This is a genomic window from Pseudomonas sp. MWU12-2029, from assembly GCF_023242425.1.
In the GTDB taxonomy this organism is placed as follows: domain Bacteria; phylum Pseudomonadota; class Gammaproteobacteria; order Pseudomonadales; family Pseudomonadaceae; genus Aquipseudomonas; species Aquipseudomonas kribbensis.
Window position 1 is genome coordinate 42,650 of the sequence record NZ_JALJDY010000014.1, and the last position, 25,173, is coordinate 67,822.

The following is a 25,173-nucleotide window of genomic DNA, read 5'->3' on the forward strand; positions in this document are numbered from 1 at the left end:
TGGGGCCAAAACGCAAAAACGCCGCTACCCGGATCGCCGAAAGGGGCGAAGAAGGTGAGCGACGTCTTTGTCGTGGGTGGGGCAACCGCCGTTGGTTACCTGTAGGAATTACTTAGCGAGATCTGTGCCAGCTCAGCCAAGCAACTCGCTCATGGCAATGATCTGCTCCGCCACCTGAATCAGTTTCTGCTGGCGGCTCATGGCCTGGCGGCGCATCAGGGTGTAGGCCTCTTCTTCGTTGCAGTCCTTCATTTTCATCAACAGCCCCTTGGCCAGTTCGATGCGCTTGCGCTCGGCCAGTTGCTGGTCGCGGGCCTGAAGCTGGGCGCGCAGGGCCTGGTCGCTTTCGAAGCGGGCCATGGCCACGTCGAGAATCGGTTGCAAGCGTTGTGCGTGAATGCCTTCGACGATGTAGGCACTGACCCCGGACTTGATCGCCTGACGCATCACGCCCGGGTCATGCTCATCGGTGAACATCACGATCGGCCGGGGTTGGTCGCGGCTGACCAGCACCACTTGTTCCATCACATCGCGGCCTGGTGACTCGGTATCGATCAGGATCACGTCCGGGCGCACCGTTTCGACGCGCGCCGGCAGGTCGATGGTCAGGCCGGACTCGTCGATGACCTCGAAACCGGCCTCGGTCAGCGCAGCTTTCAGGCGGCCGACTTTCTTCGCCGTGTCGTTGATCAGCAGAATGCGCAGCATGTTCGCGGTCTCCTGTCAGCGGTGGGCGAGAAGGGGAGCGAGGTCGCTCAATGCATGCAATTTGAAGCTTCGGGCGTAGGCAGCCGGGTCGCTGCCGTCCCAGACCTTGCCGTCGATCAACTGGCTGCTACGCAAGTCCTCGGTGCCGACCGGCACACCGACCGCGCTGGCGGCGTCGCGGTACAGCGCCAGTTGCTGCACCTGACGTGCAACGGCGAGGTAGTCCGGGTCGTCGCGCAGCAAACCCCAGCGGCGGAACTGGGTCATGAACCACATGCCGTCCGACAGATACGGCAGATTCACCGCGCCATCGCCGTGAAAGCGCAGGGCGTGCGGGTCTTGCCAGCGGTTGCCCAGACCGTCGTCGTAGTCGCCGAGAAAGCGTGGTTCGATGCAGGAAACCGGGGCGTCGAGGTACTCGGCGGCGCTGAGCAGGTGCGCGGTGCTGCGGCGGTTTTCCAGGCTTTCTTCGATGAAACGGCTGGCTTCGAGGATCGCCATCACCAGCGCCCGGGCAGTGTTGGGGTATTGCTCGACGAAGGCGCGGGTGCAGCCGAGAACCTTTTCCGGGTGATCGGGCCAGATGGTCTGGCTGGTCGCCAGGGTGAAACCGAGATTCTGCTGCACGGCGCTGGCGGCCCAAGGCTCGCCGACGCAGAAGCCGTCGATGCGACCTGCCTGCAGGTGCGCGACCATTTGCGGCGGCGGCACCACCACGCTGTCGACATCCTGCAACGGATGAATCCCCTGACTCGCCAGCCAGTAATACAGCCACATGGCGTGAGTGCCGGTGGGGAAGGTCTGGGCGAAGGTGAGCCTTGCGCGGGTTTGGTGCACATGGCGGTGCAGCGCCTCAGGACCGGTCACGCCCAGTCCTTGCAAGCCGTGGGACAGGTTGAGGCTCTGACCGTTCTGGTTCAGCCCCATCAGCACTGCCATGTCGGTGGAAGCAACGCCGCCGATGCCCAGATGTACCGCATAGATCAGACCGTACAGGCTGTGGGCGGCGTCGAGTTCGCCGCTGGCCAGATTGTCCCGCAGGTTGGCCCATGAGCTCTGGCGCTTGAGGTTCAGGGTCAGGCCGTAAGGCTGGGCAAAGCCCTGGGTGGCGGCGACCACCACCGAAGCGCAGTCACTCAGGGCCATGAAACCCAGGTTGATCGCGCTTTTTTCCGGGGCATCGCTGCCGTTGACCCAGGCCAGTGGCCCGATGGAGGTTTGAGTCATGAAAAACCACCTTCAAAAAAAACGTCGTCCGAGGCTTTGCCCGCGCAAAACCGAGAGACGACGCCATTGTCCTTGCCTGCACGTCACCATTGGCCTGCGAGCTGATATCGGGGAAGGTGCAAGGCATATGCCAGCGCAGCGGATTTGCGCATGCGCCTCGCGCGGCGGGGCGATGCCCGGCTATAATCGCCGCCTCTTTTCGCCGCCCGAGTCATAGCCGCCCATGTACACCCTGGCCCGTCAGCTGTTGTTCAAACTTTCCCCGGAAACCTCCCACGATCTGTCGCTGGATCTGATCGGCGCGGGCGGGCGTTTGGGCCTCAACGGCTTGCTGTGCAAGGCGCCGGCGTCGCTGCCGGTGAATGTCATGGGCCTGCAGTTCCCGAACCCTGTCGGTCTGGCGGCTGGTCTGGACAAGAACGGCGCGGCTATCGACGGCTTCGCGCAGCTGGGTTTCGGTTTTGTCGAAATCGGCACCGTGACTCCGCGTCCGCAGCCGGGCAACCCGAAACCACGGATTTTCCGCCTGCCGGAAGCCGAGTCGATCATCAACCGCATGGGTTTCAACAACCTCGGTGTGGACAACCTGTTGGCGCGGGTGGCGGCGGCCAAATACAAGGGCGTGCTGGGGATCAACATCGGCAAGAACTTCGACACCCCGGTCGAGCGTGCGGTGGATGATTACCTGATCTGCCTGGACAAGGTTTACGCCCACGCCAGTTACGTCACGGTCAACGTCAGTTCGCCGAACACTCCGGGCCTGCGCAGCCTGCAATTCGGCGATTCGCTCAAGCAGTTGCTGGCGGACTTGGCCACACGTCGCGCCGAACTGGCCCTGCGCCACGGCAAGCATGTACCGCTGGCGATCAAGATCGCGCCGGACATGACCGACGAAGAAACCGCGCAAGTCGCCCAAGCGCTGATCGAAACCGGGATGGACGCGGTGATTGCCACCAACACCACCCTCAGCCGCGTGGGCGTCGAAGGCATGGAACACGGTGACGAGGCGGGCGGTCTGTCCGGTGCGCCGGTGCGTGAGAAGAGCACCCATACCGTGAAAGTGCTGGCCTCCGAGCTGGGCGGCAAACTGCCGATCATCGCGGCGGGCGGTATCACCGAAGGCAAGCATGCGGCCGAGAAGATCGCTGCCGGCGCGAGCCTGGTGCAGATCTACTCCGGCTTCATCTACAAGGGCCCGGCGCTGATCCGCGAATCCGTGGACGCCATCGCCGCCAAGCGCTGATCTTCGGACTTAAACGGCAGGCATAAAAAAGGGCTCCTCGAAGGAGCCCCTGGGCCGTAGCCCGCCGTCCGGGAAGGACGTGCATGGTGATCAGGGTGTTGCGAAATCAGATTGTCGTGTCGGAATAAATGCCCTGTGTCAGCCGACGGCGTGAAGTTCGTTGAGTCTGTGGATTCCCGCAGTGCCGGTCATACCGTCCCAGTTGTCGCCGCGTCCTTCTCGCCAGCCGTTGATCCAGGCTTGACGTACCGACGGTAGAGTAAATGGGCAAAGCTCACGGGATTTGCCACCAACGCCATATTGATATCCGCGCAAAAATGCTCTTTCCAACGGATCACGCTTAAGTCTTCTCATAGGGTGTTTCCCTCACTTGTTGACTGTTTTTGTCGCGTCGACCTCAATTGAGGTCTGGCAGAAAAACTCTGCCGTTGGCGGCTCGCTGCCGGCGTGGCGAGCCAAGGTGTTGACGCCGTTGCGACGTCAACCTGTGTCCAGTTCTAACCAATGAGTCACATCGAGGGAATGACCGTTTTGTCATAAGGACGTAACGAAAAGGGTGCTATGGCGATAAGTAACGGCAGGTTTCATGAATGTTTATTCACCAAACCCCGGTATGATCGGCCCTGCGCTGTATGACAGGTTTAATGCCTTAGTGAGAATGACCCACGTTTACCGTCGGGTATTTTTCGACGAAGGGTTGCTTTGAGTCATTTTGTTGCATCAACTTTTTTATCTGTCCCGGCATCTAAGCTCCTTTGACCCGAGCAGCGGGGATGGAACGGCACACCTTCGTGCCACGCGGGCGCTCTTGTAGAAAAGCGCCTGATTGAAAACCGGATCGGCAATGCGTTGCCGGTTCATTAGCCAAAGGCTCTGGAAAAACCATGTCCGACCGTTTCGAACTCTTCCTCACTTGCCCCAAAGGCCTTGAAGGCCTGCTCATCGAGGAAGCCGTCGGGCTTGGCCTTGAAGAAGCCCGCGAGCACACCTCCGCCGTGCGTGGCATGGCGACCATGGAAACCGCTTATCGCCTGTGCCTCTGGTCGCGTCTGGCCAACCGCGTGTTGCTGGTGCTCAAGCGCTTCCCGATGAAAAACGCCGAAGATCTGTACCACGGCGTGCTCGACGTCGACTGGCAGGACCACATGCTCGCCGACGGCACCCTGGCTGTTGAATTCAGCGGCCACGGCTCGGGCATCGATAACACCCATTTCGGCGCCTTGAAGGTCAAGGACGCCATCGTCGACAAACTGCGCACCCCACAGGGTGATCGCCCGAGCATCGACAAACTCAACCCGGACCTGCGCATTCACCTGCGCCTGGATCGCGGCGAAGCGATTCTGTCCCTCGACCTCTCCGGCCACAGCCTGCACCAGCGCGGCTACCGTCTGCAGCAGGGCGCTGCACCGCTGAAGGAAAACCTCGCAGCCGCGATCCTGATCCGTTCCGGCTGGCCGCGCATTGCTGCCGAAGGTGGCGCGCTGGCTGACCCGATGTGCGGTGTCGGCACGTTCCTGGTGGAAGCCGGCATGATCGCTGCCGATATGGCGCCGAACCTGCGTCGCGAGCAGTGGGGCTTCACCGCCTGGCTCGGTCACGTCCCGGCGCTGTGGAAGAAGTTGCATGAAGAAGCCGTCGAGCGTGCCGCCGCCGGTCTGGCCAAGCCGCCGCTGTGGATCCGTGGTTATGAAGCCGACCCACGGCTGATTCAGCCGGGCCGCAACAACGTCGAGCGCGCCGGCCTGAGCGAATGGATCAAGATCTATCAGGGCGAAGTCGCGACGTTCGAACCGCGTCCGGACCAGAACCAGAAAGGTCTGGTGATCTGCAACCCGCCGTACGGCGAGCGTCTGGGCGATGAAGCCAGCCTGTTGTACCTCTACCAGAACCTTGGCGAGCGTCTGCGTCAGGCCTGCCTGAACTGGGAAGCGGCGGTGTTCACCGGCGCGCCGGACCTGGGCAAGCGCATGGGCATCCGCAGCCACAAACAGTATTCGTTCTGGAACGGCGCGCTGCCGTGCAAGTTGCTGTTGATCAAAGTCCTGCCGGATCAGTTCGTCACCGGCGAGCGTCGTACCCCGGAGCAGCGTCAGGCCGAACGCGAGCAGGCTGCCTACGATCAGGCGCCGAACGAGCCGCAAGAGCGCAAGTACAACAAGAACGGTAACCCGATCAAACCGACGCCGGCGCCGGCTCCGGTGGTCGAGCAGCCGCGCCTGAGCGAAGGCGGGCAGATGTTTGCCAACCGCCTGCAGAAGAACCTCAAGGCGATGGGCAAGTGGGTCAAGCGCGAAGGCATCGACTGCTACCGCGTCTACGATGCGGACATGCCGGAATACGCCATGGCCATCGACCTGTACCACGACTGGGTGCACGTTCAGGAATACGCCGCGCCGAAGTCGATCGACCCGGAAAAGGCCTCGATCCGCATGTTCGATGCGCTGGCGGCCATCCCGCAGGCACTGAACATCGACAAGAGCCGCGTGGTGGTCAAGCGCCGCGAGCGTCAGAGCGGCACCAAGCAGTACGAACGTCAGGCGGCCCAGGGCAAGTTCAACGAAGTCACCGAAGGCGGCGTGAAGCTGCTGGTGAACCTCACCGACTACCTCGACACCGGGCTGTTCCTCGATCACCGGCCGATGCGCATGCGGATCCAGAAAGAGGCGGCCGGCAAGCGCTTCCTCAACCTGTTCTGCTACACCGCGACTGCCAGTGTGCACGCAGCCAAGGGCGGCGCGCGCAGCACCACCAGCGTCGACCTGTCGAAAACCTACCTCGACTGGGCGCGCCGCAACCTGTCGCTCAACGGTTTCTCCGACAAGAACCGTCTGGAGCAGGGCGACGTGATGGCGTGGCTGGAAAGCAGCCGGGACGAGTACGACCTGATCTTCATCGACCCGCCGACCTTCTCCAACTCCAAGCGCATGGAAGGAATCTTCGACGTGCAGCGTGACCAGGTACAGTTGATCGACCTGGCCATGGCCCGTCTGGCAGCCGGCGGCGTGTTGTACTTCTCCAACAACTTCCGCAAGTTCCAGCTGGAAGACAACCTGGCCGAGCGTTACGCGGTCGAGGAAATCACCGCCAGCACCATCGATCCGGATTTCGCCCGCAACGGCAAGATCCACCGCGCCTGGAAAATCACGGCTCGTTGACGCTCTGCATAATTGGATCCACAGAGCCTTGATTTTAAAGGTTCTTGGATCCGATCAGAGCTAGCCAAATTAATGGCTAATAGCTATAACTCACTCACGGCCAATGGGGTTATCCCGTAAGTACTGGCGTAGTGAGTGGCCCATATGTCGTTGCACCCCGTGCGCCCCAAGATCCTGGGTTTCATCAGCGAAGAAGTCTCGGCCTGGCTGGTCGCGCTGCTGGTATTGCTCGCCGGCGGGATTCTCACGGGGCTGCTGGCCTGGGCCACCCTCAATCAGTTTCACAGCCAGTTGCGCCAGCGTTTTCAACTGCTGGCCAATGAGCGTTACAGCCGTATCGAAGAACGCTTTCAGGACCAGGAGCAACGCCTCGACGGCCTGCGCCGGTTCTTCGCCAACTCCGAATCGGTGTCCCGCGCCGAATTCGACGGCTACACCCAACCTTTATTACTGCGCACCCAGGCCTATTCGTTTGCCTTGCGGGTGAGCGGTGCCGAGCGCGCCGCGTTCGAGCAGCGGGTGCGTGACGAAGGCATTACCACCTTCAGCGTGCGCGAACTCAATACCCGCGGCGAACTGCAACTGGCCGCCGCCCGGGATGAATACGTCGTCGTGGTGTACAGCCAGACCCAGAGCCGCCTCGGCTCCCCGCTGGGTTATGACTTGCTGGCCCAACCGTTGCGTCGTTCGACCCTCGAGCGCGCCGACCAGCTCGGCGGTCTGGCGGTGTCGCAGCCGATGCATCTGGTCAGTATCGAACCGGCCTATGCGCGAGGCGTGCTGCTGGTGGCGCCGGTGCGGCGCGAGGGTGAGCCCAAATCCTTCGGTTATGTGATGGCGGTGATCAGCATGCGCCAGTTGCTTGCCGACGGGCTGCCTGACGCGCTGCATGATTACCTCTCGGTGCGCATCCTCGATCTGTCGACCAATGATCAGCACGAGGTGCTGTTCGAGTCGACCAATGATCCGGCGCCCAGCGATCTGTCGACCACCCGGCTGGTGCGCATGGCCGACCATGATTATCAGGTCGATATCTCGCCCAGCGAGTCCTTCCTGCAGGCCAACCATTCGTCGGTTGGCAGCGTGGTGATTCTCGGCGGTCTGCTCAGCCTGCTGCTCAGTGCGCTGCTGTATGTGCTCGTCAGTCAGCGTCAGCGGGCCTTGCGCATGGTCGAGCTGCGCACCCAGGAGCTGCATGAGCGCGAGCAGGAACTGCGGGGCACCCATGGCCAGTTGCGCGGGGTGCTCAACGCGGCGACTCAAGTGGCGATCATCGCCACCGACCTGCGCGGCGTGATCAACACCTTCAACCCCGGCGCGGAGCAGATGCTCGGCTATCGCAGCGCCGAGGTGGTTGGCCACATGACCCTGGAAAACCTGCATTTCCCCCGTGAGCTGATCACCCGAGCGGCGGAGCTGAGCGCCCGCTATGGCAAGGCCATCCCGACCTGCCAGGCGATGCTGGTGGAGGGCGGCGAAGTCGGCGGGCATGAGGCGCGCGAGTGGACGCTGGTGCGCAAGGATGGCAGTCATCTGCCGGTGAACATGCTCGCCACCCCGGTGCTGGACGAGCAAGGGCTGTGGGTCGGGCACCTGGCGATCTGCATCGACATCACCGAACGCAAGCGCGTACACGAAGCGCTGGCGGCGCGGGACGTGCTGTTGAAGAAGCTCAGTGCCCACGTTCCCGGCGGCATCTATCAGTTCAAGATGGAATTCGACGGGCGCTTCAGCGTGATCTACGCCAGCGACGGCATTCGCGAGATCTACGAGCTGGAACCCGACGTGTTGCTGCTCAATGCCGAATCAATCTTCACCCGGATTCATCCGCAGGACGTCAGCCGCGTGCGCAAGTCGATCCGTGCCTCGGCGGACAACCTCAGTCCGTGGCGTGAAGAGTACCGCGTGCAATTGCCCGAGCGCGGCCTGCGCTGGGTGCGCGGCGAAGCGACCCCGGAGGAGCTGCCGGGCGGTGGCGTGCTCTGGCATGGCTACATTTCGGACATCTCCGACCTGAAGCGCGTGGAGGAAGAACTGCGCGCACTGTCGGTGACCGATGCGCTGACCGGCATTCACAACCGGCGTTATTTCCAGGAGCGCCTGACCACCGAAATGGCCCGGGTCGAGCGTGGGGGCGGCGAATTGTCGGTGATCATGCTCGATATCGACCACTTCAAACGGATCAACGATCAGTACGGCCACGCGGTCGGCGACCGGGTGTTGCAGGCGGTTTGCGAGCGCATCGGCCATCGCCTGCGGCGTACTGACGTGTTCTGTCGTCTGGGTGGTGAGGAGTTCATGGTGCTGTGCCCGGACATCGACGGTGATCACGCGTACATGCTGGCCGTGGAGTTGTGGCAAGGCTTGCGCGGGGCGCCGGTGGATGTGGTCGGTGTGGTGACCGCGAGTTTCGGGATTGCCAGCTGGCGGCCGGGAGAGGGCGCTGACTCGCTGTTGTTGCGGGCGGATTCGGGGGTTTACGCGGCGAAGCAGGGCGGGCGGGACCGGGTCGAGCGGCAGATGCACTGATCCGGTTTGCCGGTGAACACTTGTGGGAGCGAGCTTGCTCGCGAAGGGGCCAGCAAAGTCGACATCTTTATCGACTGACTGGACGCCTTCGCGAGCAAGCTCGCTCCCACAGTGTTTTTTGGTGTGCTTACAGAACCGAAGCGGTCTGCGGCGCTCGCGGCTGTTTGTAGAGATCCAGCAGCACCTGATCCAGCACCGACGACGCACCGAACGGCGCCTTGTCGTTGAGGATCGCCACCACGGCCCAGGTGTTGCCGTTCACGTCGCGGCTGAAGCCGGCGATGGCGCGCACGGTGTTCAGGGTGCCGGTCTTGACGTGGGCTTCGCCGCGCATCGCGGTGGTCTTCAGGCGTTTACGCATGGTGCCGTCCATGCCGGCGATCGGCAGCGAGCTGATGTATTCGGCCGCGTAAGGGCTGTGCCACGCGGCTTGCAGCATCGCGGCCATTTCCCGGGCGCTGACCCGCTCGGCACGGGACAGGCCGGAACCGTTCTCCATCACCAGGTGCGGCGCGGTGATGCCTTTTCTCGCCAGCCACTGGCGGACCACGCGCTGCCCGGCCTTGGCGTCATCGCCGTCGGCTTCGTTGCGGAATTTCTGGCCAAGGCTCAGGAACAGCTGCTGGGCCATGGTGTTGTTACTGTATTTGTTGATGTCGCGGATGATTTCCGCCAGATCTGGCGAGAACGCACGGGCCAGCACCTTGGCGTTGCTCGGCGTCGGGGCCAGACGGTCCTTGCCCTGGATGCTGCCGCCCAGTTCCTTCCAGATCGCCCGTACGGCACCGGCGGTGTAGGTCGCGTGGTCGAGCAGCGACAGGTAAGTCTGCGAGCTGCAGCCTTCACCCAACTGACCGGCCACGGTCACCGTCACGCTGCCATCGGCCTGCGTCACCGGGTTGTAGCGAACGCCGCCAGTGCATTGCTTGGAGTTGAGCGCCTTGACGGTGTTCTCGATCTTGATGCTGGCAATCGGCGGTTCTACTGAAATCAGTACCCGGCCGCCGTCATTGCGGGCCACGAAGCGCAGGGCTTTGAGGTTGACCAGCAGCGAGTCGGGCTTGACCAGGAACGGCTTGTTCTCGTCATTGCCGTCATCGTTGAACTCAGGCAGTTGCGGCTGAATGAAGAAGCTGCGGTCCAGCACCAGGTCGCCGGTGATCTGGGTCACGCCGTTGGCGCGCAGGTCGCGCATCAGCAGCCAGAGTTTTTCCATGTTCAGCTTCGGATCGCCGCCACCCTTGAGGTAGAGGTTGCCGTTGAGGATGCCGCCGCTCAGGTCGCCGTCGGTGTAGAACTCGGTTTTCCACTGATGGTTGGGGCCGAGCATTTCCAGCGCCGCGTAGGTGGTCACCAGTTTCATGGTCGAGGCCGGGTTGACCGACACATCGGCGTTGTAAACGGTCGGCGTGCCCGGGCCGTCCAGCGGCACCATCACCAGCGACAGGGCAGTAGGCTGCAGCTTGCTGGCCTTGAGGGCTTTTTCGACGTTGGGGGTCAGGGACGTGTTGATGGTGGCAGCGGAGACGGGCAGGGCCAGGGGAAGAAGAAGGCCGGCCAGGAGCAGAGGACGCAACGATTTGATCATATGAAATAAAACCCTACAGCCGAGGGGAAAAAGACGAGGACATGGATGAAAAGGCCCTCAGTGGTCATGAAAGTGTCGGCATTATGCCCCAAGGTGTAACAGCTTGTGCCTTTCCCAAGGGGCCCAATCGGTTATTTTTTTACGGGCGGTCGTACGCACGTCCCGGATAGGCGGGCAATCGCCGCCTTAAACTGGTAAAGTGCCGGCCGTTATTACTTAAGAGGATTGTTCCAATGGCGACTAACCGTTCCCAGCGTCTGCGCAAAAAACTGTGCGTCGATGAATTTCAAGAGCTGGGTTTCGAACTGAACCTGGGCTTCAAAGAAGACCTGTCCGAAGAAGCCATTGACGCTTTCCTCGAAGCATTCATCAAAGAAGCCATGGAAGCCAACGGTCTGGGCTATGTCGGCGGCGAAGACTTCGGTCTGGTTTGCCTGCAGAAGCGTGGCTCGGTCTCCGAAGAGCAGCGCGCTGCTGTCGAAGCCTGGCTGAAAACCCGCTCCGAGCTGACCACCACTGAAATCAGCCCGCTGCTGGACGTCTGGTATCCGGAAAAGCCGATCAACGCGGCCAAGTGATACTGAAAAAAACGGCGACCCTCGGGTCGCCGTTTTTTTATGCCTGCTTTTTAACGGGTCATGCCTTGCGCCAGTTCAGAATCAGCAAGGTCAGCACCCCCGCAACAATCCCCCAGAACGCCGAACCGATGGAAAACAGCGTCAGCCCCGACGCCGTGACCATGAAGGTGATCAGCGCCGCTTCCCGTTCCTTCACCTCGGTCATGGCAATGCTCAAGCCATTGATGATCGAGCCGAACAGCGCCAGTGCGGCAATCGACAGCACCAGCTCCTTGGGCAACGCGGCAAACAGTGCCGCCAGCGTGGCGCCGAACACTCCGGCAATCCCGTAGAAAATCCCGCACCACACGGCGGCGGTGTAGCGTTTGTTGCGATCCTCATGGGCGTGGGGGCCGGTGCAGATCGCGGCGCTGATCGCTGCGAGGTTGATGCCATGGGAACCGAACGGCGCCAAAAGCAGCGAGGCAATGCCTGTGGTGGTGATCAACGGCGAGGCCGGGACGTTGTAACCATCGGCGCGCAACACGGCGACGCCGGGCATGTTCTGCGAGGTCATCGCCACCACAAACAACGGAATGCCGATACTGATGGTCGCGGCGAGGGAGAAGTGCGGCGTGGTCCAGACCGGCGTCGCCACTTCCAGGTGAAAACCGCTGAAATCCAGCAGCCCCATGAAGCCCGACAGCGCGGTGCCGATCAGCAGCGCGGCAAGCACCGCATAACGCGGCGTCAGGCGTTTGACCAGCAGATAAGTGAAGAACATCCCCAGCACCAGCCCGGTGCGGTGCTGCGCGGCGACAAAGATTTCGCTGCCGATCTTGAACAGAATCCCCGCCAGCAACGCGGCGGCGAGGGAGGCCGGGATCTTTTTCACCAGCCGTTCGAAGCTGCCGGTCAGGCCGCAAATGGTCACCAGCAGCGCACAAGTGATATAGGCGCCGATGGCTTCGCCGTAGGTGACGCCGCCGAGGCTGGTGATCAGCAGCGCTGCTCCGGGGGTCGACCAGGCGATGGTGATCGGCGTGCGATAGCGTAGCGAGAGGCCGATCGAACACACCGCCATGCCGATGGAAATTGCCCAGATCCACGAGGAAATCTGCCCGCTGGTCAGGCCCGCGGCTTGCCCGGCCTGGAACATCAGCACCAGCGAACTGGTGTAGCCGGTCATCATCGCGATGAAACCGGCGACGATGGCGGAGGGCGATGTGTCCGCGAAGGGGCGCAGTCGGGTGTGGGTGATTTCGTTCATGACAGCGGCGTTCCTTGTTCAAGCCACGGATTTCGGGTTTAAGCCTAAACTCAAACGTAACGATGCGTTGCAATACAGCCGAAGTCACAAACAGCCGTACAGTCGTGTTGCCACCTTCCATTGTGTACAATCGCGCTGTTTTTTACGCGATACTTGCCAGCGACCCACTGTGCCGTATTACAGTCACGGTCAATTCGCCGCCGCTCTTCCCGACTCGAGTGCCCATGAACGAACAGTTGCAACCCCTCAAGAAACAACCGCGAGCAGGCAAAGCCGGCCGCAGCGGAACCCAGGACGATATTGTCTATGCGCATATCTTCGAGGCCATCCTCGAACAGCGCCTGGCGCCCGGTACAAAGTTGAGCGAAGAAGCGCTGGGGGAAATTTTCGGGGTCAGCCGCACCATCATTCGCCGCGCGCTCTCGCGTCTGGCCCATGAAGGTGTGGTGCTGTTGCGGCCGAACCGTGGCGCGGTAGTGGCGAGCCCGAGCGTCGAAGAGGCGCGTCAGGTGTTCCTCGCCCGGCGTCTGGTGGAGCGCGCAATCACTGAACTGGCGGTGCAGCACGCCACCGCCGAACAGATCGCCGAATTGCGGCAGATGGTCAACGACGAACGCGATAGCTTCTCCCGTGGCGATCGCGGTGCCGGTATCCGTCTCTCCGGCGAATTCCACCTGAAACTGGCCGAAGCGGCGAAGAACGCACCGTTGATCAGCTTCCAGCGCAGCCTGGTTTCGCAGACTTCGCTGATCATCGCCCAATATGAAAGTGGCAACCGGTCGCACTGTTCCTACGACGAACACACCCAGTTGATCGACGCCATCGAAGCGCGCAACGGCGAGCTGGCGGTGGACCTGATGATGCATCACATGGATCACATCGACAGCAAGCTCAACCTCGACGAGGAAAGCGCTTCGGACGATCTGCATGCGGTGTTCTCGCACCTGTTGCAGACCAAGAAGCCGGGGCGTCCGGCGGCCAAGCTCTGAGCTGGCACCGTGTCGTGCCCATCGCGAGCAGGCTCGCTCCCACAAGGGAATGCGTTGCAAATGTGGGAGCGAGCCTGCTCGCGATAGCTTTCTGACAGGCAATAAAAATCCCCCGGACTGAAAAGTACCGGGGGATTTTTTATGCCTTGGGAAAACTCAGCGCTGGTGCACCAGCGCACCCGCCGCATAGGTCTGGGCCACGGTGCGGTCATCGCCCAGGGTCATCAGCACGAACAACGTTTCGGCAATGTTGTTGGACTGTTTCAGGCGGTAGCTCAGCAGCGGCGTGGCGTTGTAGTCGAGTACCAGGAAGTCGGCGTCGGAACCCGGTTGCAGGTTGCCGATCTTGTCTTCCAGGCGCAGTGCCCGCGCGCCGCCGAGGGTGGCGAGGTACAGCGACTTGAACGGGCTCAGGCGTGCACCTTGCAGTTGCATCACCTTGTAGGCTTCGTTCAGGGTCTGCAGCAGCGAGAAACTGGTGCCGCCGCCGACGTCAGTGCCGAGGCCGACGTTCAGTTTGTGCTTCTCGGCCATCGGCAGGTTGAACAGGCCGCTGCCGAGGAAGAAGTTCGAGGTCGGGCAGAACGAGATCGCCGAACCGGTTTCCGCCAGGCGCGCGCATTCGTCGTCGCACAGGTGCACGCCGTGGGCAAACACCGAACGCTCGCCGAGCAACTGATAGTGATCGTAGACGTCGAGGTAACCCTTGCGCTCCGGGAACAGCTCCTTGACCCATTCGATTTCCTTGAGGTTCTCGCTGATGTGGGTCTGCATGTACAGATCCGGGTATTCAGTCAGCAACTGGCCGGCGAGGGTCAGTTGTTCCGGGGTGCTGGTCGGGGCGAAGCGCGGGGTTACGGCGTAGTGCAGGCGGCCCTTGCCGTGCCAGCGCTCGATCAGCGCCTTGCTGTCGACGTAGCTGGATTCGGCGGTGTCGGTCAGGTAGTCCGGGGCGTTGCGGTCCATCATCACCTTGCCGGCGATCATCCGCAGGTCGAGCTTCTCGGCGGCTTCGAAGAACGAGTTCACCGACTGCGGGTGCACGCTGCCGAACACCAATGCGGTGGTGGTGCCGTTGCGCAGCAGTTCCTTGATGAAAATATCCGCCACTTCATCGGCGTGGGCCTTGTCGCCGAACTGGCTTTCGCACGGGAAAGTGTAGGTGTTCAGCCAGTCCAGCAGTTGCTCGCCGTAGGCGCCGACCATGCCGGTCTGCGGCAGGTGGATGTGGGTGTCGATGAAACCCGGGGTGATCAGTGCATCCTTGTGATGCGTGATCTCGATGTCCGCCGGCAGGGTCGGCAGCAGTTCGCTGGCGTGGCCGAGGGCGCTGATCTTGCCGCCATCGACCACCAGCAGGCCGTCCTCGAAATACTCGTAGGAGGCTTCGATGCCGACCTCGGCTGGGTCGGCGATGCTGTGCAGGATGGCGGCGCGGTAGGCTTTGCGAGTCAGAGGCATGAGATTTCTCTAATCAGTTTGAGGCTTTGAGTGTGGCGGCCTGACTGCGGCGCGAAACCGGCAGCAGTTTGGCAATCGGTTCGGCGCTGGCGGTGTGCTGGCCGAAATTGGCGTTATAGGTGGCGATGATTTCGCCGGCGATGGAGATGGCGATTTCCACAGGCAATTTGCCTTTGACTTCGCTGATGCCCATCGGGCAGCGCATGCGTTGCACGACACTGGCGTCGAAACCACGATCACGCAGGCGATGTTCGAACTTGGCGCGTTTGGTCTTCGAACCGATCAGGCCGAACCAGGTGAAGTCGTTGCGCTTGAGGATCGCGGCGGTGAGTTCCAGATCCAGCTGATGGTTGTGGGTCATGACGATGCAGTAGCTGCCGGCGGGCAAGTCGTCGATTTCATCCACAGGCTCTTCGGCGACGATTTTACGCACGCCGTGGGGAATCTGTTCGGGAAATTCCTCTTCCCGGGAATCGATCCAGCGCACCCGGCAGGGCAGGCTGGCGAGCAAGGGAACCAGTGCGCGGCCCACATGACCGGCGCCGAACACGGCGATCTGCGCCTGCACCTGGCCCATCGGCTCGAACAGCAATACCGTGGCGCCGCCGCAGCACTGGCCGAGGCTGGCGCCGAGGCTGAAGCGCTCCAGATGGGTGTCCTGCCTGCCGCTGGCGAGCATCTCGCGGGCGATCTGCATGGCTTTGTATTCCAGGTGCCCGCCACCGATGGTGTCGAATGTCTGGCAGGCGCTGACGACCATTTTCGAGCCGGCATTGCGCGGCGTCGAGCCGAGCTCTTCGATGATCGTCACCAGAACGCAGGGTTCGCCCTGGTTCTGCAGGTCGGCGAGGGCGTCGATCCAGTTGTACATGTTCACCTCGACATCTGTCGTTGTCTGTTCGGGCCTCTTCGCGAGCAGGCTCGCTCCCACAGGGAAATGCATTCCAAATATGGGAGCGAGCCTGCTCGCGAAGGCCGCGCCTCGGTCCTAGAGCAGAGCCAACTCGGTTTCAGCTTCGACGGCCTTCACCGCTTTGAGCTGACGCATCTGCTCGCAACCCCACAACACCCGCTCCGGGGTCGCCGGCGCGTCAATCTTCGGTTGATGCCTGTAGTCGCCGAGGCTGGCCACTGCATCCTTGATCGCACACCACGCGGCGATGCCGAGCATGAACGGCGGCTCACCCACAGCCTTGGAGTGGAATACGGTGTCTTCCGGGTTCTTGCGGTTTTCCACCAGCTTCACCCGCAGGTCCAGCGGCATGTCCGCCACGGCCGGGATCTTGTAGCTGGCCGGGCCGTTGGTCATCAGCTTGCCCTTGTTGTTCCAGACCAGCTCTTCCATGGTCAGCCAGCCCATGCCCTGGACGAAGCCGCCCTCGACCTGGCCGATGTCGATGGCCGGGTTCAGTGAGGCGCCGACGTCGTGGAGGATGTCGGTACGCAGCATCTTGTACTCGCCGGTCAGGGTGTCGACGATCACTTCGCAGCACGCCGCGCCGAAGGCGAAGTAGTAGAACGGCCGGCCACGGGCCTGGCTGCGGTCGTAGTAGATTTTCGGGGTCTTGTAGAACCCGGTGCTCGACAGCGACACCTGATTGAAATAAGCCAGCTGGATCAGCGCTTCGAAGGTCATGATGTGGTCGCGCACACGGACGTGGCCGTTGTGGAATTCCACGTCTTCTTCGCTGACCTTGTAGTGCCGCGCGGCGAATTCGACGAGGCGCTGCTTAATGATCTCGGCGGCATTCTGTGCAGCTTTGCCGTTGAGGTCGGCACCGCTGGACGCCGCGGTTGGCGAGGTGTTCGGCACCTTGTCGGTGTTGGTCGCGGTGATCTGCACGCGGTCCATTTCCACCTGGAATACTTCGGCCACGACTTGCGCGACTTTGGTGTTCAGGCCCTGGCCCATTTCCGTGCCGCCGTGGTTCAAGTGGATGCTGCCGTCGGTGTAGACGTGCACCAGCGCACCTGCCTGGTTGAGGAAGCTGGCGGTGAAGGAAATGCCGAACTTCACCGGGGTCAGCGCCAGGCCTTTTTTCAGGATCGGGCTGTTGGCGTTGTAGCGACGGATCGCTTCGCGGCGCTCGGCGTACTGGCTGCTTTCTTCCAGTTCGGCGGTCATTTCCTCGAGCATGTTGTGCTCGACGGTCTGGTAGTAATGGGTGACGTTGCGCTCGGTCTTGCCGTAGTAGTTGGCCTTGCGCACAGCCAGCGGATCGAGGTTCAGGTGACGGGCGATGGCGTCCATCACTTCTTCGATCGCGACCATCCCTTGCGGGCCGCCGAAACCACGGTACGCGGTGTTCGACGCGGTGTTGGTCTTGCAGCGGTGACCGTTGATGGTCGCGTCGCCGAGGTAGTACGAGTTGTCCGAGTGGAACATCGCCCGGTCGACAATCGAGGCCGACAGGTCTGGTGAACAGCCGCAGTTACCAGCCAGATCCATCGCAATCCCGTGCAGACGCCCGGTGCTGTCAAAGCCGACGTCGTACTCGACGTAGAACGGGTGACGCTTGCCGGTCATCAGCATGTCTTCGACCCGTGGCAGGCGCATCTTGGTCGGCTGGCCGGTGAGGTGTGCGACCACGGCGCACAGGCAGGCCGGACTCGCGGCCTGGGTTTCCTTGCCGCCGAAACCACCGCCCATGCGGCGCATGTCGACGACGATTTTGTTCATCGAAACGTCGAGGACTTCGGCCACCAGTTTCTGCACTTCGGTGGGGTTCTGTGTCGAGCAGTAGACGATCATGCCGCCGTCTTCGGTCGGCATCACCGAGGAGATCTGGGTCTCCAGATAGAAGTGTTCCTGACCGCCGATGTGCAGCGTCCCTTGAATGCGATGTTCAGCAGTGGCCAGGGCATTGGCCGAATCGCCGCGCTGGTGGGTGTGGCTGTCGAGCACGAAGTGGCGTTTGCGCAGGGCTTCGACCACGTCGAGCACCGGTTCCAGATCTTCGTATTCGATGATCGCGGCCATGGCGGCCTTGCGTGCGGTTTCAAGATCCTTGGCGGCCACGGCCAGCACCGGTTGACCGACGAACTGCACATCATCGATGGCCAGCAGCGGATCGCCCGGCAGCAGCGGGCCGATGTCTTTCAGGCCCGGCACGTCTTCGTGGGTGATGGCGATGCGCACGCCTTCGAAGGCGTAGCAGGGCTTGGTGTCGATGCTGATGATTTTCGCGTGGGCGCGATCCGACAGCCGTGCGTAAACGTGCAACTGGTTGGGGAATTCCAGGCGATCATCGATGTACTGCGCTTCACCGGACACATGCTTGGCGGCGCTGTCGTGCTTGACGCTGCGGCCGACACCGGTGGTCAGGTCTCTGGCGAACAGTTCAGCCAGTTCAGCTTGTGTTTTCTCTACGCCGTGATGGTTAGACATAAGCGGTCACCCGAGTCTCGATGTGCGGTGTTTGCAGTTCGATGAAGTACTTGCGCAGCAGGTTCTGCGCGCTGAGCAGGCGATATTCCTTGCTGGCGCGGAAGTCCGAGAGCGGGGTGAAATCCTCGCCCAGCGCGGTGCAGGCACGTTCGACCACAGCATTGTTGAACGGCTGACCGAGCAGCACGGCTTCGCAGTGAGCGGCGCGTTTCGGGATCGCGGCCATGCCGCCGAAGGCGACGCGGGCGTCGGTGATCACACCGTTTTCGACGCGCAAATTGAACGCGGCGCAGACGGCGGAGATGTCATCGTCCAGACGCTTGGAGACTTTGTAGGCGCGGAAGCGCTGCTCGTCGGTGGCGCGAGGGACGATGATTTTCTCGATGAACTCGCTTTCCTGGCGCGCGGTGACCCGGTAATCGATGAAGTAATCTTCCAGGTTCAGCGTACGGCGGGTCTCGCCCTTGCACAGCACGATCTGCGCGCCGAGGGCGATCAGCAGCGGTGGCGAGTCACCGATCGGCGAGGCGTTGCCGATGTTGCCGCCGAGGGTGCCCTGGTTGCGGATCTGCAGCGAGGCGAAGCGATGCAGCAGCTCGCCGAAGTCCGGGTACTCGGCGTTCAACGCTTCGTAGCAGTCGGAGAGGGCGGTGGCGGCGCCGATTTCAATGCGATCCTCGAAGTGCTCGATGCGCTTCATTTCGGCGACGTTGCCGACGTAGATCATCACCGGCAGCGTGCGGTGGAACTGCGTGACTTCCAGCGCCAGATCGGTGCCGCCGGCCAGCAGGCGGGCCTGTGGATACGCGTCGTAGAGGTCAGCGAGGTCGGCCACGGTCAGCGGCACCAGGCAGCGTTTGTCGCCGCTGTTGAGTTCGCCGATCGATGTCGGGGCAATGGCTTTGAGGCGGGCGATGGTTTCCGCTTCCCGGGCGTCGAACTGGTCCGGCTGCTTGCCGCAGCAGGATTGTTCGGCAGCGGCCAGGATCGGCCGGTAACCGGTGCAGCGGCAGAGGTTGCCGGCCAGCGCTTCGTGGGCCTTGGCATGGTCCGGTGCATCGCTGTTCTTTTGCAGGGCGAACAGCGACATCACGAAACCGGGGGTGCAGAAACCGCACTGCGAACCGTGGCACTCGACCATGGCCTTCTGCACGCTGTGCAATTCGCCCTTGTGCTTGAGATCTTCGACGCTGATCAACTGTTTGCCGTGCAGCGACGAAACGAACGTCAGGCACGAGTTGAGGCTGCGATAGCGAATGTGCTCGCGGCCGTCGTCATCCGTCTGCAACTCGCCGACCACCACCGTGCACGCGCCGCAGTCACCGCTGGCGCAGCCTTCTTTGGTGCCGGATTTGCCCACGTGTTCACGCAGGTAGTTGAGCACAGTCAGGTTCGGGTCCAGGGCGTGCTCGCTACGGAGTTCCTGGTTGAGTAAAAACTGGATCACGGAAGGCCTCGCAGACTCATTATTGTTGTTAAGCGACTTGAGCCGAATTTAGCAGGTCTGACTTTTCGGTCAATGGTTTTCTGACTTAAAGGTCAGGAAAAACCGTTTTGTCGCTTTGCAACGTGTCTCTTCAGTATTGACCCTCATTGGATCAACCGCTTTTTTGCGGGATTCGTGCCAAAAACCGCTGTGCGGGCACTCCGCCATGAACGCGCATTGCGCTACACTGCGCCGCTTGTGCAGATCGAAGAGTTTGAAGGACAACCATGACGTTCAAGGCGCCGGACAGCCTCGCCGAGCAAATCGCTCACCACCTCGCCGAACGGATCATTCGTGGCGAAATGAAGCCGGGAGAGCGCATCCAGGAACAGAAGGTCACGCTGGCGCTGAACGTCAGCCGCGGCTCGGTCCGCGAAGCCTTGCTGATCCTCGAGCGCCGTCATCTGATCGCGATCCTGCCGCGCCGCGGCGCCCACGTCACCGAGCTGACGGCGCACAAGGTGCAGAGCCTGTGCACGTTGATGAGCGAGCTGTACATCCTGCTCGGCAACGCAGTGGCCAACGGCTGGCAAGTCCAGGCCGACATGGCGCCGTTCGTGCAGATCCAGCAGCGCCTGAGCGCCAGCTACGAGCGTCAGGACATCCGCACCTTCGTCGACGACAGCTTCAACGTGATGCGCGCCGCGTACCCGTTCGCCAACAACCCGTACCTGCAGGAAACCGTCGAAAACCTGCAACCGGCCATGAGCCGTGCGTACTTCCTCGCGCTGGAACAGCGCAAGGCCGAGATGAGCGAGTTCCTCGAACTGTTCGAGCGCTTGCTGGCCGCCGTCCTCGCCCGTGACCTGCCGCAGATCCGCATCGTGCTGACGGCTTACGCCCAGCGCAGCTGCGATCTGGTGGTGTCCGCCCTGACGGTTGCCTGACCTTGCGCCTCAAGTGCATCAAACTGGCGGGGTTCAAATCCTTCGTCGACCCGACCACGGTGAACTTCCCCAGCAACATGGCGGCAGTCGTCGGGCCGAACGGTTGCGGCAAGTCGAACATCATCGACGCCGTGCGCTGGGTAATGGGCGAAAGCTCGGCCAAGAACCTGCGCGGCGAGTCGATGACCGACGTCATCTTCAACGGCTCGACCAGCCGCAAACCGGTGAGCCAGGCCAGCATCGAACTGGTGTTCGACAACTCCGACGGCACACTGCTGGGCGAGTGGGCGGCGTACGCGGAAATTTCGATCCGCCGCAAAGTGACCCGCGACAGCCAGACCACTTATTACCTCAACGGCGCCAAATGCCGTCGTCGCGACATCACCGACATCTTCCTCGGCACCGGCCTCGGCCCGCGCAGCTACTCGATCATCGAGCAGGGGATGATCTCCAAGCTGATCGAGTCCAAACCGGAAGATCTGCGTAACTTCATCGAAGAAGCCGCCGGTATCTCCAAGTACAAGGAGCGCCGGCGCGAGACCGAAAATCGCATTCGCCGCACCCACGAAAACCTTGCCCGCCTGACCGACCTGCGCGAAGAGCTCGAGCGCCAGCTCGAACGCCTGCACCGCCAGGCCGAAGCCGCGAGGAAGTATCAGGAATTCAAGGCCGAAGAGCGTCAGCTCAAGGCGCAACTGTCGGCTTTGCGCTGGCAGGATCTGAACGATCAGGTCGGCCAGCGCGAGTCGATCATCGGCAACCAGGAAATCAGCTTCGAAGCGCTGGTGGCCGAGCAACGCAACGCCGACGCTGCCATTGAACGCCTGCGCGACGGTCACCATGACCTGTCCGAGCGCTTCAATCTGGTGCAGGGGCGCTTCTATTCGGTCGGCGGCGACATCGCCCGGGTCGAGCAGAGCATCCAGCACGGCCAGCAACGCTTGCGCCAGTTGCAGGACGACCTGAAGGAAGCCGAGCGCGCACGACTCGAAACCGAATCGCACCTGGGCCACGACCGCACCTTGTTGCTGACCCTGGGCGAAGAACTCGATCAACTGACCCCCGAGCAGGAAATCACCAACGCCGCTGCCGAAGAAGCCGCCGCAGCGCTGGAAGATTCCGAAACCGTCATGCACGGCTGGCAGGAGCAGTGGGACGCCTTCAACCTGACCGCCGCCGAACCGCGCCGTCAGGCCGAAGTGCAGCAGTCGCGCATCCAGCAGCTGGAAACCAGCATGGAGCGCCTGGCCGATCGGCAAAAACGTCTGGGCGAAGAGCGCGCGCTGCTCTCGGCCGATCCGGAAGACGCGGCGATCATGGAACTCAGCGAACAACTCGCCGAGTCCGAAGCGACCCTTGAAGATTTGCAGACCAGCGAAGAAGCACAGGTCGAAAAACTCGAACAACTGCGCCAGGAATTGCAGCAGGCGCTGACGGCGCAACAACAGGCGCAGGGTGATTTGCAGCGCCTCAATGGTCGCCTCGCATCCCTTGAAGCCTTGCAGCAAGCCGCGCTCGATCCGGGCACCGGCACCGCCGAATGGTTGAAAGAACACAATCTCGCCGAGCGTCCGCGTCTGGCCGAAGGCCTGAAGGTCGAGGCGGGTTGGGAGCTGGCGGTGGAAACCGTGCTCGGCGCCGACCTGCAAGCGGTGTTGGTGGATGATTTCGCTGGTTTCGATTTGTCCGGTTTTGCCCAGGGCGATCTGCGTTTGCTCAGCCCCGGCAATGAAGGCGTGCGCGTGGCCGGCAGCCTGCTGGACAAGGTCGAGGCGCAGGTGGATCTGTCGCCATGGCTGGGTCAGGTCAAACCGGTCGACAGCCTTGAGCAGGCACTGGCTTTGCGCGGCCAACTGGCTGCCGGCCAGAGCCTGATCAGTCGCGACGGTTACTGGGTCGGTCGGCACTTCCTGCGTGTACGCCGCGCCAGCGAAGCCGAAAGCGGCATGCTCGCGCGCGGTCAGGAAATCGAATCGCTGCATCTGGAACGCGAAGAGCGCGAAGCCACGGTCGAGGCCATGGAAACCCGTCTGCAAACCCTGCGCGCGCAACAGCGTCAGCAGGAAAACGGTCGCGAACATTTGCGTCGTTTGTTGCAAGACGAAGCCCGCCAGCAAGGCGAATTGAAAGCTCAACTGTCCGCCGGCAAAGCCAAGGCCGAGCAGTTGACGCTGCGTCGTACCCGCCTCGACGAAGAACTGGTCGAGCTCGCCGAGCAGCGCGAACTGGAACACGAAAACATCGGCGAAGCGCGGATCCAGTTACAGGACGCCCTCGACGCCATGGCCCTCGACACGGAGCAGCGCGAATTGCTGCTGGCCCAGCGTGACAGCCTGCGCGAACGCCTCGACCGCGTGCGTCAGGAGGCTCGTCAGCACAAGGACCACGCCCATCAATTGGCCGTGCGTCTTGGCTCGCTGCGGGCGCAGCATGATTCGACCCGCCAGGCGCTGGAGCGTCTAGAGATGCAGGCCGAGCGCCTCACCGAAAAACGTGAACAGCTCAGCCTGAATCTGGAGGAGGGCGAAGCACCGCTGGAAGAGCTGCGCCTCAAACTCGAAGAGCTGCTCGACAAGCGCATGAGTGTCGACGATGAACTCAAGACTGCTCAAATCGCCCTGGAAGACGCCGACCGTGAACTGCGCGATGCGGAAAAACGCCGGACCCAGGCCGAGCAGCAATCGCAATTGATCCGTGGCCAGCTCGAACAGCAACGCATGGAGTGGCAGGCCCTCACCGTGCGCCGCAAGGCGCTGCAGGATCAACTGCTGGAAGACGGCTACGATTTGCACGGCGTGCTCGAAACCTTGAGCGCCGAGGCCAGTGAGAAGGAGGCCGAAGAAGAACTGGAACGCATCGCCGCACGCATTCAGCGCCTGGGCGCGATCAACCTCGCGGCGATCGACGAATACACGCAACAATCCGAGCGTAAACGTTATCTGGATGCCCAGGACGCCGATCTGGTGGAAGCCCTGGAGACGCTGGAAAACGTCATCCGCAAGATCGACAAGGAAACCCGTAACCGTTTCAAAGATACCTTTGATCAGATCAATGGCGGTTTACAGGCGCTTTTCCCGAAAGTTTTCGGTGGAGGACGCGCGTATTTGGAACTGACGGGCGAAGATCTACTCGATACAGGGGTGACGATCATGGCGCAGCCGCCCGGAAAGAAGAACAGCACCATCCATTTGCTGTCCGGCGGCGAAAAGGCCCTGACCGCACTGGCACTGGTTTTTGCGATCTTCAAGTTGAATCCGGCGCCGTTCTGCATGCTCGATGAGGTTGACGCGCCACTGGATGACGCTAACGTTGGACGCTACGCACGCTTGGTCAAAGAGATGTCGCAGACCGTGCAGTTCATCTATATCACCCACAACAAGATCGCCATGGAAATGGCCGAGCAGTTGATGGGTGTGACGATGCACGAGCCGGGATGTTCGCGACTGGTAGCCGTGGATGTCGAGGAGGCGATGGCGATGGTGGATGCCTGAGCCGGCGCTGTCGGAAAAGGTATTTATAGTCTGTAGGACATATTTACCGGCTTCGACTTGCTGGCCAATCGACATAATCGCGCAAGCCAATGAGACAGACGGTGTAAAGTTGTCTTTGGTCGTGCTAGTTTAATGTCAATTTTTCGTATACGTGGGCAAAACGCCTGTCAGAACATAGAGTTGGCGCCACGTTTTAAAGCGGTTTGCACAGTGTAAACCCCTTATTTTTCAGCATTTTTTATAGAGGCACGGGATTACATGGAAATCGGTCTGCGCGAGTGGCTGATCGTCATCGGCATCATTGTGATAGCCGGTATTCTTTTCGATGGCTGGCGCCGTATGCGCGGCGGCAAGGGAAAACTGAAATTCCGTCTTGACCGAAGTCTGTCCAACCTGCCGGACGAGGACACCAGCGCAGAGCTGTTGGGCCCGGCCCGCGTGCTGGATACCCATAAAGAGCCGCAACTGGACGAACACGACCTGCCATCGGTGAGCATGCCGGCCCGCGAACCACGCGAGCCTCGCGAATCCGGTTCCAAGCGCGGCAAGCGTGCCAACAACGGTCCGGCCCAGGGCGACCTGAACCTCGATCTGGACCTGGACGGCGGCCCGAGCTTCAGCAGCCGTGACGATGACTTCATCGAGCCGGTCGCCAAGTCGTCGCCGGCCGTTGCCGACAAGGATCAGCCGCAAGCCGAAGAAGTACTGGTGATCAGCGTGATCTGCCGCGACCCGGCCGGCTTCAAGGGCCCGGCATTGTTGCAGAACATTCTGGAAAGCGGTCTGCGTTTCGGCGAGATGGACATTTTCCACCGTCACGAAAGCATGGCCGGCAACGGCGAAGTGCTGTTCTCCATGGCCAACGCGGTCAAGCCGGGCATCTTCGATCTGGACGACATCGACCATTTCAGCACCCCGGCGGTGAGCTTCTTCCTCGGCCTGCCAGGCCCGCGTCATCCGAAGCAGGCCTTCGACGTGATGGTCGCAGCAGCCCGCAAGCTGTCCCAGGAACTGAACGGCGAATTGAAAGATGACCAGCGCAGCGTCCTGACCGCGCAGACCATCGAGCACTACCGTCAGCGCATCGTCGAATTCGAACGTCGCGCCCTGACCCAGAAGCGTTGATTGAAAAGGTTGCCTCGCAATAAAGGGGCAATCGGCAAAATAGATTGAGCAGCCTCGGCTGCTCTTTTG

Annotated in this window: 17 protein-coding genes; 8 read left to right on the forward strand and 9 right to left on the reverse strand. The window is 61.7% G+C overall.

What is annotated here, in order from left to right; all coding sequences use genetic code 11:
• Positions 1–132 precede the first annotated feature (132 nt).
• On the reverse strand, positions 133–708 hold the full coding sequence (locus tag M5B44_RS26595; RefSeq protein ID WP_134826004.1) for an ANTAR domain-containing response regulator: 576 nt from the start codon (positions 706–708) through the stop codon (positions 133–135).
• 15 nt (positions 709–723) lie between these two features.
• Positions 724–1,935, reverse strand: a complete 1,212-nt coding sequence (locus M5B44_RS26600; protein ID WP_248741052.1) for a CmpA/NrtA family ABC transporter substrate-binding protein — start codon at positions 1,933–1,935, stop codon at positions 724–726.
• 223 nt (positions 1,936–2,158) lie between these two features.
• On the opposite strand from M5B44_RS26600, the gene M5B44_RS26605 reads away from it, so the two are divergent.
• Entirely contained in the window at positions 2,159–3,178 is a 1,020-nt protein-coding gene (locus M5B44_RS26605) for a quinone-dependent dihydroorotate dehydrogenase (RefSeq protein ID WP_248741053.1), read from the forward strand.
• A gap of 138 nt (positions 3,179–3,316) precedes the next feature.
• On the opposite strand, the gene rmf is transcribed toward M5B44_RS26605, so the two are convergent.
• On the reverse strand, positions 3,317–3,532 hold the full coding sequence (gene rmf, locus M5B44_RS26610) for a ribosome modulation factor (RefSeq protein ID WP_003223300.1): 216 nt from the start codon (positions 3,530–3,532) through the stop codon (positions 3,317–3,319).
• A gap of 530 nt (positions 3,533–4,062) precedes the next feature.
• Here rmf and rlmKL point away from each other — a divergent pair.
• Positions 4,063–6,333 (forward strand): bifunctional 23S rRNA (guanine(2069)-N(7))-methyltransferase RlmK/23S rRNA (guanine(2445)-N(2))-methyltransferase RlmL, encoded by a 2,271-nt coding sequence (gene rlmKL / locus M5B44_RS26615; protein ID WP_248741054.1) that lies wholly within the window; start codon positions 4,063–4,065, stop codon positions 6,331–6,333.
• A 144-nt stretch (positions 6,334–6,477) separates the two neighbouring features.
• The gene (locus M5B44_RS26620) at positions 6,478–8,862 is read left to right on the forward strand and encodes a diguanylate cyclase (RefSeq protein ID WP_248741055.1); all 2,385 of its coding nucleotides are present in this window, start codon (positions 6,478–6,480) and stop codon (positions 8,860–8,862) included.
• A gap of 127 nt (positions 8,863–8,989) precedes the next feature.
• Here the strand turns inward: M5B44_RS26620 and dacB are convergent, their stop codons facing one another.
• Complete coding sequence (gene dacB / locus M5B44_RS26625) at positions 8,990–10,450, reverse strand: D-alanyl-D-alanine carboxypeptidase/D-alanyl-D-alanine-endopeptidase (protein ID WP_114882038.1); 1,461 nt, start codon at positions 10,448–10,450, stop codon at positions 8,990–8,992.
• A 233-nt stretch (positions 10,451–10,683) separates the two neighbouring features.
• Here dacB and M5B44_RS26630 point away from each other — a divergent pair, with 233 nt between their 5' ends.
• Positions 10,684–11,028 (forward strand): YggL family protein, encoded by a 345-nt coding sequence (locus M5B44_RS26630; RefSeq protein ID WP_085711916.1) that lies wholly within the window; start codon positions 10,684–10,686, stop codon positions 11,026–11,028.
• Between the two features lie 58 nt (positions 11,029–11,086).
• On the opposite strand, the gene M5B44_RS26635 is transcribed toward M5B44_RS26630, so the two are convergent.
• On the reverse strand, positions 11,087–12,277 hold the full coding sequence (locus M5B44_RS26635; RefSeq protein ID WP_114882039.1) for a benzoate/H(+) symporter BenE family transporter: 1,191 nt from the start codon (positions 12,275–12,277) through the stop codon (positions 11,087–11,089).
• A gap of 224 nt (positions 12,278–12,501) precedes the next feature.
• Between M5B44_RS26635 and M5B44_RS26640 the strand changes: the two genes are divergently transcribed.
• The gene (locus tag M5B44_RS26640; RefSeq protein WP_064378756.1) at positions 12,502–13,266 is read left to right on the forward strand and encodes a GntR family transcriptional regulator; all 765 of its coding nucleotides are present in this window, start codon (positions 12,502–12,504) and stop codon (positions 13,264–13,266) included.
• A gap of 156 nt (positions 13,267–13,422) precedes the next feature.
• Here the strand turns inward: M5B44_RS26640 and guaD are convergent, their stop codons facing one another.
• From guaD to xdhA, 4 genes are all read right to left on the reverse strand, one after another.
• Positions 13,423–14,727 carry a guanine deaminase gene (guaD, locus tag M5B44_RS26645; RefSeq protein WP_085711918.1) on the reverse strand — a complete coding sequence of 435 codons (1,305 nt, stop codon included), beginning with the start codon at positions 14,725–14,727 and terminating at the stop codon, positions 13,423–13,425.
• A gap of 13 nt (positions 14,728–14,740) precedes the next feature.
• Positions 14,741–15,598, reverse strand: coding sequence for a xanthine dehydrogenase accessory protein XdhC (gene xdhC / locus M5B44_RS26650; protein WP_248741056.1), 858 nt, complete (start codon positions 15,596–15,598; stop codon positions 14,741–14,743).
• 117 nt (positions 15,599–15,715) lie between these two features.
• Positions 15,716–18,115 carry a xanthine dehydrogenase molybdopterin binding subunit gene (gene xdhB / locus M5B44_RS26655; RefSeq protein WP_248741057.1) on the reverse strand — a complete coding sequence of 800 codons (2,400 nt, stop codon included), beginning with the start codon at positions 18,113–18,115 and terminating at the stop codon, positions 15,716–15,718.
• Positions 18,108–19,562, reverse strand: a complete 1,455-nt coding sequence (gene xdhA / locus M5B44_RS26660) for a xanthine dehydrogenase small subunit (protein WP_248741058.1) — start codon at positions 19,560–19,562, stop codon at positions 18,108–18,110. Before xdhA ends, xdhB begins: the two co-directional genes overlap by 8 nt.
• 266 nt (positions 19,563–19,828) lie before the next feature.
• On the opposite strand from xdhA, the gene M5B44_RS26665 reads away from it, so the two are divergent.
• From M5B44_RS26665 to zipA, 3 genes are all read left to right on the forward strand, one after another.
• Positions 19,829–20,488 carry a GntR family transcriptional regulator gene (locus M5B44_RS26665; RefSeq protein WP_096822502.1) on the forward strand — a complete coding sequence of 220 codons (660 nt, stop codon included), beginning with the start codon at positions 19,829–19,831 and terminating at the stop codon, positions 20,486–20,488.
• A 2-nt stretch (positions 20,489–20,490) separates the two neighbouring features.
• Positions 20,491–23,979: a chromosome segregation protein SMC gene (smc, locus tag M5B44_RS26670; RefSeq protein WP_248741059.1), complete on the forward strand. Its 3,489-nt coding sequence runs from the start codon at positions 20,491–20,493 to the stop codon at positions 23,977–23,979.
• 258 nt (positions 23,980–24,237) lie between these two features.
• Positions 24,238–25,104, forward strand: coding sequence for a cell division protein ZipA (zipA, locus tag M5B44_RS26675; RefSeq protein ID WP_119426424.1), 867 nt, complete (start codon positions 24,238–24,240; stop codon positions 25,102–25,104).
• The last annotated feature ends 69 nt before the right edge of the window (positions 25,105–25,173 follow it).